The sequence below is a fragment of the Variovorax paradoxus NBRC 15149 genome (assembly GCF_001591365.1).
Taxonomy (GTDB): domain Bacteria; phylum Pseudomonadota; class Gammaproteobacteria; order Burkholderiales; family Burkholderiaceae_C; genus Variovorax; species Variovorax paradoxus.
Map to the genome: position 1 here is coordinate 383105 of NZ_BCUT01000002.1, position 15734 is coordinate 398838.

13 protein-coding genes are annotated in these 15734 nt (G+C 67.7%); 8 read left to right on the top strand and 5 right to left on the bottom strand.

The features are described 5' to 3' along the window. Positions 1 to 123 precede the first annotated feature (123 nt). From VPA02S_RS16640 to VPA02S_RS16655, 4 genes are read left to right on the top strand one after another with little or no spacing between them, the layout of a single operon-like run. A complete protein-coding gene (locus tag VPA02S_RS16640) occupies positions 124 to 1422 on the top strand; it encodes a glucoamylase family protein (protein WP_062364820.1) in 1299 nt (432 codons plus the stop codon). Further along, positions 1419 to 2810 (top strand): glycoside hydrolase family 15 protein, encoded by a 1392-nt coding sequence (locus tag VPA02S_RS16645; RefSeq protein WP_062364821.1) that lies wholly within the window; start codon positions 1419 to 1421, stop codon positions 2808 to 2810. The genes VPA02S_RS16640 and VPA02S_RS16645 overlap by 4 nt, the downstream gene beginning before the upstream one ends. Then, positions 2807 to 4570, top strand: coding sequence for an ABC transporter ATP-binding protein/permease (locus VPA02S_RS16650; protein WP_062365381.1), 1764 nt, complete (start codon positions 2807 to 2809; stop codon positions 4568 to 4570). Before VPA02S_RS16645 ends, VPA02S_RS16650 begins: the two co-directional genes overlap by 4 nt. Continuing rightward, entirely contained in the window at positions 4567 to 6855 is a 2289-nt protein-coding gene (locus VPA02S_RS16655) for a CocE/NonD family hydrolase (RefSeq protein WP_062364822.1), read from the top strand. Before VPA02S_RS16650 ends, VPA02S_RS16655 begins: the two co-directional genes overlap by 4 nt. A gap of 4 nt (positions 6856 to 6859) precedes the next feature. On the opposite strand, the gene VPA02S_RS16660 is transcribed toward VPA02S_RS16655, so the two are convergent. Next, positions 6860 to 8497 carry an alpha-amylase family glycosyl hydrolase gene (locus VPA02S_RS16660; protein WP_062364823.1) on the bottom strand — a complete coding sequence of 546 codons (1638 nt, stop codon included), beginning with the start codon at positions 8495 to 8497 and terminating at the stop codon, positions 6860 to 6862. 195 nt (positions 8498 to 8692) lie between these two features. Here VPA02S_RS16660 and VPA02S_RS16665 point away from each other — a divergent pair, with 195 nt between their 5' ends. From VPA02S_RS16665 to VPA02S_RS16680, 4 genes are all read left to right on the top strand, one after another. After that, entirely contained in the window at positions 8693 to 9373 is a 681-nt protein-coding gene (locus VPA02S_RS16665; RefSeq protein ID WP_062364824.1) for a hypothetical protein, read from the top strand. Between the two features lie 129 nt (positions 9374 to 9502). Further along, a complete protein-coding gene (arr, locus tag VPA02S_RS16670; protein ID WP_018907183.1) occupies positions 9503 to 9898 on the top strand; it encodes an NAD(+)--rifampin ADP-ribosyltransferase in 396 nt (131 codons plus the stop codon). Positions 9899 to 10137: 239 nt separating this feature from the next. Further along, on the top strand, positions 10138 to 10641 hold the full coding sequence (locus tag VPA02S_RS16675; protein ID WP_062364825.1) for a hypothetical protein: 504 nt from the start codon (positions 10138 to 10140) through the stop codon (positions 10639 to 10641). Positions 10642 to 11056: 415 nt separating this feature from the next. Then, a complete protein-coding gene (locus VPA02S_RS16680) occupies positions 11057 to 11626 on the top strand; it encodes a dihydrofolate reductase family protein (RefSeq protein WP_062364826.1) in 570 nt (189 codons plus the stop codon). 61 nt (positions 11627 to 11687) lie between these two features. On the opposite strand, the gene VPA02S_RS16685 is transcribed toward VPA02S_RS16680, so the two are convergent. The 4 genes from VPA02S_RS16685 to VPA02S_RS16700 are packed head-to-tail and all read right to left on the bottom strand — an operon-like array spanning position 11688 to position 15734. Further along, a complete protein-coding gene (locus VPA02S_RS16685; RefSeq protein WP_062364827.1) occupies positions 11688 to 12653 on the bottom strand; it encodes a Bug family tripartite tricarboxylate transporter substrate binding protein in 966 nt (321 codons plus the stop codon). Between the two features lies 1 nt (position 12654). After that, complete coding sequence (locus VPA02S_RS16690) at positions 12655 to 13560, bottom strand: dihydrodipicolinate synthase family protein (protein ID WP_062364828.1); 906 nt, start codon at positions 13558 to 13560, stop codon at positions 12655 to 12657. Continuing rightward, the gene (locus VPA02S_RS16695; protein ID WP_244883541.1) at positions 13553 to 14509 is read right to left on the bottom strand and encodes an aldose 1-epimerase; all 957 of its coding nucleotides are present in this window, start codon (positions 14507 to 14509) and stop codon (positions 13553 to 13555) included. The genes VPA02S_RS16690 and VPA02S_RS16695 overlap by 8 nt, the downstream gene beginning before the upstream one ends. 22 nt (positions 14510 to 14531) lie before the next feature. Continuing rightward, on the bottom strand, positions 14532 to 15734 hold the full coding sequence (locus tag VPA02S_RS16700; RefSeq protein WP_062365382.1) for a mandelate racemase/muconate lactonizing enzyme family protein: 1203 nt from the start codon (positions 15732 to 15734) through the stop codon (positions 14532 to 14534).

Consider the following 15734-nt stretch of genomic DNA (forward strand, 5'->3'; position numbering starts at 1 on the left):
AATAGGACCCAAGGGGCTTAATGATGGCATGCTGCGGGCAGAGAGCCCTCGGCTGTGTGGCGCCGCCGACGATTCGGCGAAACCAAACGTGACGCCCGGGACCACCAACGAAAGGAGCCATGCGTGTTGAAGAAGGATGACAGGAACCCGAAGGCATTGGCAGCCCTGCCTGATGAAGCCTTGCTCGACGCCGTGCAGCGGCAGACCTTCCGCTATTTCTGGGACGGTGCGGATGCCGCCAGCGGCCTGGCGCTCGACCGTCGCACGCTCGTGGGCGCCACGGGTGAAGACCTGGCCGACGAGAGGGTCGCCATCGGCGGCACCGGCTTCGGCATCATGGCCCTGATCGTCGCGGTGGAGCGCGGCTGGATCACGCGGGATGCGGCGCTCGAGCGCCTGGGGCGCATGCGGGACGCCCTCTTGCGCGCCAGGCGCTACCACGGCGCCTTTCCGCACTTCATGGACGGGGCGAGCGGCGCAACGATCCCGATGAGCCCCAAGGACGACGCGGGCGATCTGGTCGAGACCTCGTTCCTCTGCATGGGCCTGCTCTGCGCGCGCCAGTATTTCAGCGAGGACACGGCCATGGCGCGCCGCTTGCGCGCCGACATCGACACGCTGTGGCACGAGGTCGAATGGAACTGGTTCACCCAGGGCGGGCGCGACGTGCTGTACTGGCACTGGAGCCCGAACCACGGCTGGGCCATGAACCATGAGGTGCACGGCTGGAACGAGTGCCTCATCACCTACTTCCTGGCGGCGGCCGCGCCGCGCCATGCGATCGATCCGAAGGTCTACCACCGCGGCTTCGCCTCCGGCCCCGACTTTCTCAACGGCCACTCGTACCACGGCATCGAACTGCCGCTGGGCCCGCCGAACGCCGGCCCGCTGTTCTTTGCGCACTACTCGTTCTGCGGCCTCGATCCGCGCGGCCTGAGGGACCGCTACGCCGACTACTGGGATCTCAACACGCGCCACGTGCGGATCAACCGCGCCCACTGCATCGCCAATCCGCGGGGCTTCCCGGGCTACGGCGAATCGTGCTGGGGCCTGACCGCGAGCGACGACCCCGACGGCTATCTTGCGCACGATCCGAACAACGACAACGGCACCATCTCGCCGACGGCCGCGCTGGCCAGCCTGCCCTACGCGCCCGCCGAGGTGATGCGGGTGCTGCGGCACTTCCTCACCGTGCATGGCGAGCGGGTGTGGCGGGACTACGGCTTCGTCGATGCGTTCTGCGAACGGCGCGATTGGTTCGCCAATACCTTCCTTGCCATCGACCAGGGCCCGATCGTCGTGATGATGGAAAACCATCGCACGGGCCTTCTGTGGAAACTGTTCATGAGCGTGCCCGAAGTGCAGGCCGGGCTGCGCGCCCTGGACTTCAGCAGCCCGCATCTCGGGGCGTCGGCGGCGTGAGCTTCAGCGTGGCGAGCCCGCAAGACCCGGCATTCGAGCCCTGGCTCGAAACACAGCTGCGCCATTCGGCGGCGGCGATGCTGTCCAGCATTTCGCCGGTGTCGGTCGTCAAGCACCGGCCGGGCTTCGGCCAGACCGTGCGGCCGATCGCGGGCGCCATCGTCGCTTCGCCCGTCCTTGCTGACTACAACCCGGACCCGGACTACTTCTTTCATTGGTTCCGCGATTCCGCCGTGGTCATCGATGCACTGCGCCTGCTCTACCTTGAGGGGCACATCGGCGACGAAGCCCTGCAGCACCTGCGCGACTTCATCCGCTTCAGCCTGGACTTGAACCGCCTCGACGGCCGCGCGGCGGCTGCGGTGGAGAACCGCAGCGCGTGCGTGGCCCCCGAGCTCCTGCAGTACCTGCGCGAGGACCATGACCTTGCGAAGGCCTTCGGCGACCTGGTGGCCGCCGAGACGCGGGTGAACCCCGACGGCACGCTCGATGTCTGCCGATGGAATCGCCCCCAGCACGATGGCGCGCCGCTGCGCGCGCTGGCGCTGCTGCGCTGGGCGGCCGGTGGCCACCTGGACGCGCCGCTGCTGGCGGAAGCTGCCGAGCTGATCCGTTTCGATCTGGACTTCACGCTGCGCCGCTGGCGCGAGCCGTCCTACGACATCTGGGAAGAGGAGCTCGGCCACCACTACTACACGCTGCGTGTCGCAGGTGCGGCGCTGGCCGAAGGCGCGGCATGGCTGGAAGGCCTGGGCGACACGGCGCAGGCGCAGCGCTGCCGGGAAGAGTCGCGCGCGGTGCTGCGCCTGCTCGACGGCTACTGGGTGGACGAACGCGGCGAACGCGGCGCGGCGCCCGGCTACTACCGCTCGCGCGCGCTCACGGACGGCCGGCCCGGTCCGAAGGCGCTGGACATCGCGGTGATCCTGTCGGCGATCCACAGCCTCGGCACCGAGGCCGCGCATGGACCGGCCGATCCGCGCATGCAGGCCACGCTGGCGCGCCTGGACGCGCTGTTCGATGCGGCCTATCCCATCAACCACGGCCGCGCCGCAGACCGTGGCGCGGCAATGGGCCGGTATGGCGGCGATGTGTACTACTCGGGCGGCGCGTACTACTTCTCGACGCTCGGCGCGGCCGAGTTCTGCTTTCGTGCTGCCGCGGCGATGGGCGGCGATGCACGCCATTGGTTCGAACGCGGCGACGCCTACCTCGCCACCGTGCGCGCGTACACGCCGGCCGGCGGCGACCTGTCGGAACAGTTCGACCAGCGCAGCGGCGCGCAGACCTCGGCCAAGCAACTGGCCTGGAGCCACGCCGCGTTCATTTCGTGTGTCTCGGCGCGCCGCATCGCGGCCGCCGCCTGCGAGGCGTCGCGGCAGCGATGAGCGCGCGGACAGAGAACCGTGTCGAGCCGGCTGCAAGGACCGGTTTCTTCCGTCAGGTCAGCGAGCTGCTCGGCGCCCTGCGCGCATCGCCGGTCGCAAAAACGCTGGTCGCGCTGATGGGTGCGATCGTCGTGGTGGTCGCGCTCACGGCGTACGGGCAGATCGAGCTCAACAGCTGGAACAAGCCGTTCTACGATGCGATCTCGCGCCGCGACCTCGGCGAATTCGTCGTGCAGGTCGGCGTCTTCGCGATCATTGCGGGGGCGCTGCTGGTCCTGAATGTGGCGCAGCGGTGGCTCGGCGAAACCCTGCAGCTGAAGCTGCGCGAGGCCGTGGTCAATGACCTCGTCGGGCTGTGGCTGCAGCCGCGCCGGGCGTTCTGGCTCCAGGCCAGCGGCCCGATGGGAGCCCACCCCGACCAGCGCATGCACGACGACACGCTGAAGCTGTGCGATCTGTCGGTCACCCTTGGCGTGGGCCTGTTGCAGGCAGCGATGCTGTTCGGCAGCTTTGCGAGCGTGCTGTGGGTCCTCTCCAAGGACTTCAGCCTCTTCTTCAATGGCAAGGACCATGTGCTGCCGGGCTTCATGCTGTGGGCGGCCATTGCCTATGCGATCGCCGGCTCGCTGGTCACCTACTGGGTCGGCAGCGGCCTGATCGCGCGCAACGCCGAGCGCTACGCGCGCGAGGGCGAATTGCGCTTTTCGCTGACGCGCATCAACGAGCACCTCGACGGCATCTCGCTGGCGGGTGGCGAGGCGGACGAGAAGCGCCGCGTCGCCATGCATTTCGGCGACGTCCTGCGCGCCACGTCGCGCGTGGTGCTCGGGCTGACCAACCTGACCTGGGTCACGGCGGGCTTCGGCTGGATCACCATCATTGCGCCGACGCTGGTGGCCGCGCCCCTGTACTTCTCGGGAAAGGTGTCGTTCGGCGGCCTGATGATGGCCGCCGCGGCCTTCACGCAGGCGCAGTCGTCGCTGCGCTGGTTCGTCGACAACTTCAGCATCATTGCCGACTGGCGCGCCACGCTGCTGCGCGTTGCCGACCTGCGCCGCATGCTGGCGTCCGACCTGGAGGCACGCGCAGGCGGCAGCCGCATCGCCTACGAGGAGGGGGAAGCCGGGGCGCTCGCGATCGACGCGCTCGAGGTCCGCTCCTGGACCGGCCACGATCGGCTGGACGCGCCGGGCCTTGTCTTGCACCGCGGCCAGCGCGTCCTGATCCTCGGCACACCCGGCACCGAGAAGACCCTGCTGTTCCGGGCGCTCGCGGGCCTTTGGCCCTGGGGCTCCGGCACCGTGCGCCGGCCCGCCGGCGAGACCATCCACTACATGCCGCGCGGCACGCCCTACATTCCGCGCGGCACGCTGGCCGAGGTGCTGTCGTATGCGATGGAGCCGTCGAGCTACCCGAGGGAAGCCATGGTGGCCGCACTGGCGAGCGTGGGCCTGCAGCGCCTTGAACCCTTGCTGAACAAGACGGGCCGCTGGGAGAGCGAGCTCAGCATGGACGAGCAGCTGCGGCTGGGCTTTGCCCGCGTGGTGCTGCAGGCGCCGCCCTGGCTGGTGATGGACGAGGCCTTCGGCGCGTTCGACGACGACACGCGCGAACTCATCATCGACCTGCTGGGCAAGCTCGAGCACACGGGCATCGTCCACATCGGCTCGGCCGGAGAAGCGCGCGACCGGCTGTTCACTCAGGTGGTGCACCTGGTCAAGGCGCCGGCGAACACCGTGCGCGAGGAGCAGCGGCCATGAGACACCTTGGGTCCACCGTCGGCCGTGCGCGCCGCGCCCTCGTGCGGCTGATGCTTGCGCTGCCCGCGTGGAGCTGGGCGGCGGATTTCGGCTTCAAGCCGCCGCGCGATCCCCAGGATGCCGCCGCGGCGGACCTGATGCGGGATCTGGCCGAGCGCATCCTGCCGGTGTACCAGGACGCGGACACCGACGTCTTCCTGGCCAACCTGACCGCGCTGCAGATCGTCAGCGGCGCCTACCGTGCAGCCTCCGACAGCAGCCGGGCCCTGCGCACCCGCCGCCAGGGCAAGCCGTTCGACGACCTGGTGCAGCGCGCGATCCTCGACGGCATCTACGCCCGTGCGCGCGCACTCGAAGCGAACGAGCGCCTCGGCTTCGCCGAAGCCTATGCGCGCGCGTTCCGCGAACTGGTGTCGCCGCTCGACAATGCGCAAGCCCAGGCCATCATGGCGCGGCTCGAGATCCCGGCTGCGGTCTATGCAGAGCCGCTGCGCCGGGCTTTCGATCTCTGGCGCGCGAAGGGCAGCCTCCCGCAGGACGACGCGCTGGCGCTCGTGCGGACCTGGCATTCGTACGAGTCGCGCCGCAGCTTCGGTGCGCTGCTGCCCGAACTGTTCGCGGCGGAAAACCGCAACCGCTACGTGGCGGAGGCCGACCTCAGGATTCCCGTGCGCGGCGCTGTCATCCATGCGCGCCTGGTTCGGCCCGGCCGCACCGATGATGTGCCGGGCGCCCTGCCGACGCTGCTGCGCTTCACGCTCGATCCGGCCGAGGACGACGCCCAGCGCAGCGCCGCCAAGGGCTACGTCGGCGTCACGGCGTACGTGCGCGGACGCACGCCCGACGGCAAGGGCGCCGTGTGGCCGTTCGTTCGCGACGGCGAAGACGCCGCCGCCGTCATCGACTGGATTGCCCGGCAGGCATGGAGCGACGGCCGCGTCTGCATGATCGGCGACGGCTACTCCGGCTATGCCGCCTGGGCCGCCGCCCGCAGGAGACCGGCCGCACTCAAGGCCATTGCCACGATCGCGCCGATGGCGCCGGGCATCGACTTTCCGATGGCCGGGCAGATCTTCCGCAACGCCATGGTGCGCTGGGCCGAGGAGCACGCGGAGGGCGAGCCCCTGCGGCCCGGCGTCGATGCCGACCCGGACACGGCATGGCAGGCACTCGACGCGCGCTGGTATCGCGGCCATCGCCCCTACTGGGACGTGGACCGCGTCCTGCTGGGCAAGCGCAGCCGGCTGATCCGGACCTGGCTCACGCATCCGAGCCATGATCGCTACTGGCAGAAGTTCCTGCCGTCGGCGGAGCAGTTTGCGCGCATCGACATTCCGGTGCTCAGCTTTGCCGGCTACTACGGCGCGGACGCCGGCGCGCTCTACTTCCATCAGGAGCATCGCCGCCACCGGCCGCAGGCCGACACGACACTGCTGCTCGGCCCCTACGACGCGGCCTCGATCCGGCACGGCACGGCGGCCACGCTGCGCGGCTACACGCTCGACCCCGCCGCACGCGTCGACCTGCCCGAGCTGCGCCTGCAGTGGCTCGACCACATCCTGAAGGGCGCGAACAAGCCCGCCCTGCTGATGGACCGCGTCAACTACCAGGTGATGGGCGCGGACCAGTGGCGCCATGTGCCGGCGCTGGATGCGCCGCAGCGCACGCGGCTGCGCTTCTACCTCGACACCCGCGAGCGCAACGAGCCGCACCGCCTGTTGCCGTCGCCGTCCGAAGAAGGCGGTGGCAGCACGCGGCTCTCGGTCGACCTTGCCGACCGGCGCGACATGCGCATTCCGTGGCCGGACGCGCTGCGCGCGGCGCAGCTGCCGGCGCGCAACAGCATCCGCTTTGTCAGCGATCCGCTTCCGCAGGACACCGAGATCGCCGGCAGCCTGCAGGGCGTGTTCGACATCACGCCCTCGCGGCAGGACGTGGACTTCAGCATCTCGCTGTACGAGCAGACGGAAAGCGGCGAGTACCAGCTGCTGTTCGATCCCTACGACTTCCGCGCCAGCTACGCAGGCCATCGCGTGCGCCGCAGGCTTCTGCGGGCCGGCGAGCGCCAGCTGCTTGCGTTCACCGCCGAGCGCGTGACCGCTTGCAAGCTTGCCGCGGGCAGCCGCATCGTGCTGCTGGTCGGCCTCAACAAGCGGCCCGACCGGCAGGTCAACTACGGCAGCGGCAAGGACGTGAATTCGGAAACCATCGCCGACGCGAAGTGGCCTCTTCGCGTGCGCTGGCACGCGCGCAGCTACGTCGAGATCCAGGCCGGCACGCCTTGATCGCTCAGCGTGTCGCCGGAGCCTTGCCGTTCAGGGCGCCGAGCACGACGCCTTCGCAAGGCGCTAGCTCCAGCGGCCCCTCGATCGACTCGGCGCGCGCAGGATCGGTCGATGCCAGCACGATCGCCTGGCGCGGCATCAACGCCGGCGAGATCGGCGCCGGGGTGGCGCCGAAGTTCAACAGCACCACCAGCCGCCGTCCTTCGAAGCTGCGCGCATAGGCCAGCACCTCGCCGTCGGCATCGAGCGCTTCGTAGTTGCCCCGGTTCAGCGCAGGCTGCGCGCGGCGCAGCGCGATGAGGCGCCGGTAGAGCGCCAGCATCGATCCCGCGTCCTGCGACTGCGCTTCCACGTTGCGCGTGGGCCAGTCGGCTGCCAGGCGCAGCCACGGCGTGCCGGTCGTGAAGCCCGCATGCGCTGCGGCGCTCCACTGCATGGGTGTGCGCTCCGGGTCGCGCCCCAGGCCCATGCCGGGCTTGTTCTTCTCGAACGGGTCCTGCACCTCATCGGCGGGAATGGCGACGTCCGTCATGCCGATCTCGTCGCCGTAGTAGAGCGTCGGCGTGCCGCGCAGCGTGAGCAGCAGCATGGCCGCGAGCCGTGCCATCTGCGGCCCGACGCGGCTCGCGATGCGCGACCTGTCGTGGTTGCCCAGCACCCAGTTCGGCTGGGCGCCGGCGGGCAAGGCGGCTTCGTAGTCGCGCACAAGGCGGTCGATGCGCGCCGCCTGCCACTCGGCCGCGATCAGCTGGAAGTTGAAGGGCAGCTGCACGCCTTCGAGCACACCGTCGGTGTTGAGTCCGTAGTAGGCGACCAGGCGCGCGAGCGGCAGGTAGAGCTCGCCGATCAGCACGCGCGACGAGCGTGCGTCGCTGAACTCGTCGACCACGCGGCGCATCTCGGCCACGATCGGCTGCACCTCCGGCCGGTCGGTGTTGTAGAGCATCTGCCAGCGAAAGAAGGGGTCCTGGCCTTCGATGAAATCCGGGTTCGGCGGGTTGTCGCGGAACTGCGCGTCCTTGATGATCTGGGAGAGCACGTCGACGCGGAATCCGTCGACGCCACGCCGAAGCCAGAAGCGCAGCACCTCGTACATCGCGGTCCGCACTTCGGGGTTGCGCCAGTTGAGATCGGGCTGCTCCTTCAGGAAGGAATGGGCGTAGTACTGGCCGGTGGCCGGATCGAAGGCCCAGGCCGGGCCGCCGAAATTGCTGAGCCAGTTGTTGGGCGGCCCGCCGCCCGGCGCCGGGTCACGCCAGATGTACCAGTCGCGCCGCGGATCGCTGCGCGCGCTGCGGCTCTGCATGAACCACGGATGATGGTCCGAGGTGTGGTTGGGCACGAAGTCCAGGATGATCCTGAGCTCTCGCGCGTGCGCCTCCTGCACCAGCGCATCGAAACCCTCCAGTGTGCCGAAGCGCGGATCGATGCCGCAAAAGTCGGAGATGTCGTAGCCGAAGTCGGCCATCGGCGAGGGATAGATCGGCGAGATCCAGACCGCATCGACACCGAGCGAGACCAGATGATCCAGCCGCGCGCGGATTCCATCCAGGTCTCCGATGCCGTCGCCGTTGCTGTCCTGGAACGAACGCGGATAGACCTGATAGACGATTCCGCACTTCCACCAGTCGTCGGCTGACATCTTGATCCTCTCATGGCCGGTTTCGAGAGGAGCCATTGTCTCCAGAAAGCGTCGTGGCCGGCCGAAGTCGGCCCAAAAGCCGCCGTCCTTCCGCTGCAATGATGCTGCGGTTGCCGCATGGGAGGGCAGGCTCGGGTTGCCGCTGGCACGACGGTGCGGTAGCCTCCCGGCTCCAATACAGCCAGGAGTCTCCCGATGTCCAGCCGCTTGCTTCTTTCCACTGGCGCCGCCGTCGCAGCCACCGCACTGATCATCGGTTGCGGTGCCATGCGTTCATCGAGCGGCAACCCCATGAGCTTCTTCATCACCAGCGCCAACCCCGGCAAGGGCGGCGACCTCGGAGGCTTGGCCGGAGCCGACCGCTTCTGCCAGTCGCTGGCCACGAGTGCAGGGGCGGGCAACAAAACGTGGCGCGCCTATCTGAGCACCACTGCCGCGAACGGCCAGCCGGCCGTCAATGCGCGCGACCGGATCGGCACCGGTCCCTGGACCAATGCCAAGGGAGTGGTCGTCGCCACCAGCGTGGCCGACCTGCACAGCGCCAACGCCAAGGTCGGCAAGGACACTTCGCTGACCGAGAAGGGCGAGGTTGTCTCCGGCTTCGGCGATCCGGTCAACCGCCACGACATCCTCACCGGCTCGCGCCCTGACGGCACCCTGGCCGTGCCCGATCCCGGCAAGGACACCACATGCGGCAACTGGACCAAAAGCGACGGCGGCTCCGCCATCGTGGGCCATCACGACCACAAGGGCACCAATCCCGATCCGGTAGCCAATGCGTCGTGGAATTCTTCGCACGGTACGCGCGGCTGCAGCGTCGACCAACTCAAGATGAGCGGGAGCGCCGGGCTGATGTACTGCTTCGCGGCGAACTGACTTTGTCAGATGGGCGGGCGCTCACGACGCGCCCGCAATTCCGGGCAAAGGATATCCGCTTGAGATTCGAAGCGCTTCACGGACGCACCTACGTGATCCAGCACGAAGTCAAAAAGGAGCGACCTGCGAATGGCTGTCTTGGACACCGGCCCCTACTTCCACGGCACACGGGCGGACCTCCAGGTGGGCGACCTGCTCACCGCAGGCTTCCGCTCAAACTACGACGGCGACGTCGTCATGAACCACATCTACTTCACCGCCTGGCCAAAGGGTGCCGGGCTGGCCGCCGAAATGGCGAAGGGCGACGGCCGTCGACGCGTCTACGTCGTCGAGCCCACGGGCGCGTTCGAGGACGATCCCAACGTCACCGACAAGAAGTTTCCGGGTAATCCCACACGCTCGTACCGCAGCCGGGAGCCGCTTCGTATCGTCGGCGAACTGGACACGTGGGAACTGTTTGATGCGGAGTACATCCGGCAGCTCAGGGAGCGCGTACGCGCGGGCATGGGGGAGATCATTAACTAATCGCGCCTGCCAACAATCGTCACCTGACCCCGAGGGCGCTTTGGAGAAAGGGCAAAGCCCGCTTCGAACCAGGATGCCCGCTCAGCCTTCGGCTACAGTCGGCCAGCTACCCTTCGCCGGCCTCTCCAATCCTCTCGCCTGGACCTCCTATACAAGCGTTCAAAGTTCGATGCAATGGTCTGCCTGTTGTGACGGCGGGAGCCGCAGATGCGCTTCTTGTTTCATTGCATCTGAGCACCTTGGTCGACAGCGAACACCCAGCCATCCTGCGCATCGGCGGGATGCGGGACCTTGGCAACGAACGTCAGTCCCACGTGCAATGGATTGAAGAGATGGTCCTGGCCGAAGGTGACGAGCTGCACTTGACGCTGGCGAGCGTCGATGAAGCGACCTTGCCTACAGAAGATGTCGCCACCGATTCCGAAGAGCACCTCGTGGCGCAGGCCGAATACGAGATAGAACTGGCCGAGAATCCTCCTCAGCCCACGAAGCTGGAGCGCCAGCGCCCGAGCGCGTCACTCCAACTGGCTGTCGGTGCAGAGCCGCCCATTGTTGCCAGCTTCGGGGCCGACGGTGAGCTCCTTTCGCTGGGTGCCACCTGGAACAGCTGGCGTCCTGAACGTTTTTATCTCAGTCTTTCGAGTTGCTCCTGCGAGCAAGCCATTGCGAAGCAAGGTGGCAAGGATTGGTTCAAGGGCCACGTGGCCCAAGGAGAGACTGTTGTCGTTCGCATCAACGGATAAGGCATTTTGCATGTCGCGCTGGTTGTCGCTTCTCTACGGCCTTGCCGCAGTTGCAGGGCCTCTCAGCAGCGCAAGGGGTGGTCGTGGGCATCGAGCGCCGGGCAAGTCGGTATTCAAGCTTTGCGTACCTCCAGATGAGGGCGAACGGACAGGATGTTCGGCTGCGCATCCTTGATTGCGGATCTGAACTGCAACCTCTTTCGGGCGCCGCGACCATTGAAGTACTGTATGCCGGCAACGTGCTTTATGAAGCAACGCAAGCTGGCATCACGTTCTGCTCTTACGCGAAGTCCAGGCCACGAACGGGTCATTCACGGTGCCGCCCCGCGCCCCAAAACAGTCGGCCCAGCAGACCGAGCAGGTATTCGTCGACAAGCCACAGTCCAGTGGACCGCTTAACCCGGAGGAGACTCGCATGGGACTTCTAACCTTCAGCCTCAATGTCACGCTGGACGGCTGCGTCGACCACCAGGAGGGAATCGCCGACGACGAGACGCACGCCTTCTTCACCCGTCTCATGGACGAAGGTGGGGCGATGCTCTGGGGCCGCGTCACCTACGAGATGATGGAGAGCTACTGGCCAGCGGTCGCCCGCGGCGATGTGGAGGCACCGCCGGCGGTGCGCGAATGGGCGGTCAAGCTGGAGGCCAAGCCGAAGTACGTCGTGTCGTCGACGCGAAAGGACTTTCCGTGGACCAACAGCCACCATATCGCGGGCGACTTGCGAGCGGGCGTGCAAAAGCTCAAGGACGCCACTCCGGCCGGCGTGCTCCTCGGTAGCGGCAAGCTCGCGACCGCGCTGGACCGGCTGGATCTGATCGACGAATACAAGTTTCTCGTTCACCCCAGGATCGCCGGCCACGGCCCGACCCTGTACCAGAGCGGGCTGCCCAACACGCGACGGCTCGAGCTGGTCTCGGCGAGGCCGCTCAGCAACGGCGCGGTCGCATTGCATTACCGGCGCCGACATGAAGGCTCCCAGTGATTGGGTGCACGTCCAGAGTACCTTCACGCAGAAGTACGGGCGCCCCGCGTTCGTCTGGCCCTCAATCTCCCTTGATACCTTGCACGCGGATCAACTCCGCCCAGCGTGTGTATTCGCTGCGGATCAGGCGACCGAGCACTTCGGGCGAGCCGCCCGCCGGGGTAATGCCCATGGCGACCATCCTGTCGCGCACCGCCGGTTGATTCAGCGCGTTGTTGAACGCGGTATTGAGCCGCCGGATCGCCGGCTCAGGCGTGCCCGCCGGGGCCGCGAAGGCGTACCACGGCTCGATGACGAAGCCGGCAAAACCCAGTTCTTCCATCGTCGGGACGTCCGGCAGATTGGCCGAGCGCGTCTTGCCCGTCACCGCCAGCGCACGCACCTTGCCCTGCTTGATGAAGGGCAGGATGGAAGGCTCGTTGTCGAAGAACACCGGGACCTGGCCGCCGATGAGGTCGGTGATGGCAGGCCCCGATCCCTTGTACGGCACATGCGTCAGCTCGATGCCCGCCATCTTCTTGAGCAACTCGGCGGCGAGGTGGTTGGACGCGCCCACGCCCGAAGACGCGTAGGCCATGGGCTGGCGCCTGGCCTGATCGACCAGTTCCTTCACGCTGCGGATGCCCGCCTCGTTGTTGACGGTGAGCACATTGATCGATGCGCCCAGCAGGATCACCGGCGTCATGTCCTTGAACAGGTCGTAGCCGACGTTCTTGTACAGGCTCGGATTGATGGCGCAGCTGCCGATGCTGCACTGGACCAGCGTGTAGCCGTCGGCCGGCGCCTTCAGCGCCGACGCCGTTCCCACGCTGCCGGCGGCTCCGGCACGGTTGTCGACGATGACGGGCTGGCCCAGTTCCGCCGACGCCGCATTGGCAAGCAGGCGCCCGACCACGTCCGCGCTGCCGCCGGGCGGAACCGGGATGACCAGCTTCACCGGGTGGGCTGGATAGGTCTGTGCGGCAACAGGCCAGCCCGCAGCAGCGACAAGGCCGAACAGGATGGCGGCGAAGAATCGGCGTTCCATGCTATTGCCAGCCGTCGACCAACTGCTTGAGCTGCGCCAGGTCCGCGTCCGGCAGCGGCCAGGTGCTGGGCGGCCGGGCCGCGCCGCAGTCGCGCCCGGCGTATTGCAGCGCCGCTTTCACCACGCTCACGTTCGAGCCGTTGCGCTCATGCGTGCGCAATTCCTCGAAGGCCGCGATGCCGCCGATCAATTCCATCGCCAGCCGGTGATCTCCCTTCGCGAGCGCGGCGTGAATGCGCACGGACAGGTCGGGCCGCACGTTGATCAGCCCCGAGGTGAAGCCGCGGGCGCCCACCGCATACATCGGCGGGGCCCAGGGCTCGGCCAGTCCGCACACCCAGGCCAGGCCGCGATCGGCCACCTGCGCCATGGCCTGCACCAGGCGCAAGGGCGTGGGCGACGCCCATTTCACGCCGATGACCTGCGGGATTCGGCACAGGGCTTCGATCACCGGCAGACCGATCGCGTCGTCACGCAGATAGAGCACGACAGGCAGGCCGTCCGCCGCGTCGGCAACCCGGCGCACATACGTGACCACACCGCTGGGGGCGACGAAAGGGTCCGTCAGCTGATGCACCATCAGGGCAGCGGCACCTGCCTTGCGTGAGGCGCGCGCCAGGGCGCAGGCGTCGTGGACGCTACGCCCCACGCCACCCAGCAAGGGCACGCGGCCACGGACATGTTCCGCCGCGGCATGCACCATGCGCTCGGCCTCCGCCATGGTCAGGCCGAAGAACTCGCTGGTGTTGCCGTTGGCCACCAGCACATGGACGCCGGCCTCGATGGCGCGGTCGACGACGGGGCCCAGGCGATCGGGCGCGATGTGGTCCGCATCGTCGAAGGGCGTCACCAGGATGCCTGAGATGCCGTCCAGGGCGGTCCTGAGGGAAGCTGTTGATTCAGTCATGTTGTCGATCTCTTGTAGTCAATGGTGGCGAGGCTTGGCTCGACAGAGGAAAGACCGACAGGCGCAGGCTGCATGCCATCGCCTCGCCGGGCGCGAGCACCCGCCAGCCGGTGTCGGCGCGCGCCGCAGCCAGGTTGGCGGCGTCCGCGACATGCGAGACCGGTTCAACGCAGAAGTACGCTCCCGGACCCGGCCGATGCAGCACCAGGTGCTGCAGCGCGGCGCTGGCCAGCAGTTCGATGGCGAGGCCGTCGGCCGCCGCCATTCGCGCTTGTCCGTTCCATTCGCCGTAGTAGCGGGTGCATTCGACATCGGGCAAGGCCTTCGCCGACGCGTAGTCGTCCGCCGGACCGGTCGGCTGCGGCGTGCTCGCGAGGAATTCGGCGTCCGCCGGCCAGACGGTGCGCGCATCGAACTGCAGGCCGTGCGCGAACTGGGCCGGGAAATAGGGATGGAAGCCGCAACCGCCCGGCATCGGCTCCCGGTCGTCGTTGGTGACCCGCAAGCTCAGCGTGATGCCTGCGGCGTCGAGCTCCACCACCTGCTCGGCCCGAAAAGCCCATGGCCAGTCGTGGTCCCCCGGCACATGGACATAGGTCATGGTGGCGCGGTCCGCTGCGTGCCGCTCGAGGTGCCATGGACGCTGCTGGCTGACGCCATGCAGCGCGTGCCGTTCCCCCGGATGAAGCGGCAACTGCACCCTGCCCTGCGTGCCGGCGATGCGGCCATCGCGGATGCGGTTCGAAAACGGAACCAGGGGATAGCAGCCGGCCTTGGGCCACTGGGTGGATTCGAAACCGCCGGCGCGGACGGCGTCGTCGAGCGGCACCAGCCAGTCGATTCGTTCGCCCGCGGTTGCGCGGGAGCTGAGGCTGGTGACGCGTCCGCCGGCAGCCGGCGCCAGCGTCGCCGTCAGCGTTCCGCTGCACAGCGTGGTGTCGGGCGTCACGTTCAGATGCATCGCCATCCGCTCACGACTTCGAACTGCGGATGGTCACGTCAGGCCGCTGCAGCAGCGCCGGCGACAGCGCCAGGCCCAGGCCCGCGCCGGGCGGAACCGTCGCATGGCCGGCGCGGACATCGGGCAATTGCGTCACGAGCTCGCGATACCAGCCTCCCAGGTAAGCGCGCACCACTTCCTGCAGCACCACGTTGGTCGTGCTCATCGCCAGGTGGAGCGACGCCGCGAGCACGACCGGGCCGGTGCAGTCATGCGGCGCGACCGGTTTGTGAAAAGCCTTCGCCAGGGCCGCGATCTTTCTGGCTTCGGAGAGACCCCCGACCCAGCCCAGGTCCAGCATCACATAGTCCACCGCATTGTTCTTGAGCAGCTGGATGAATGGCTGGACGGTGGCCAGCGTCTCGCTGCCGCAGACCGGAATGCGGGTGCGCGAACGGAATTCGGCGATCGTGTCGAGGTTGGACATCTGGATCGGGTCCTCAACCCAATAGGGCTTGAACTCCTCGAGCGCCTGCGCGATCCGCACGGCCATCGGCAGGTTCCACATCGAATGGAGCTCCACCATGATGTCCATCTCGTAGCCGACAGCGCGCCGGATTTCGCGGAACGGCTCGAGCGCAGTGTCCAGGTCGCGGGCCGAAATCGACTGCCCGCCGCTGGCCTGGGCGAAGGGATCGAAGGGCCAGATCTTCATCGCCTTGTAGCCCTCGGACAGCAAGCTTTCGGCCAACGCCGCCGGGCGCTTGACGAATGCAACCTGGTCCTCGTAAGGCCCTTCGGGCGCGACGTCGGCGCTGGCCTGCGTCACCGAGCGACGCTGTGGGGCCTTGTTGTAGGTGTAGCCCGCGCAGGTGTTGTAGACCGGGACGCGTTCGCGCACGGCGCCGCCGAGCAACTGGTAGAGCGGCTGTTGCGTGACCTGGCCGAACAGATCCCACAGCGCGATGTCGACCGCCGAAGCGGCGCGCGTTTCGGCGCCGCTGCTGGCAAAGCCGATATAGCCGTACAGCAGGTGCTGGCTGTGGGCTTCGATGGCGAGCGGATCCTTTCCCAGCAGGTAGGGCGCGACCAGTTCATGGATCTGCGCCTGCACGGCCTGGGCGCCACGAAAGGTTTCCCCCAGGCCCACCAGGCCGGTGTCGGTGTGGATCTGCACCCACAGGATGTTGGGATAGGCGGCCGCGTGGACCGTATCGACTTGCGTGATCTTCAT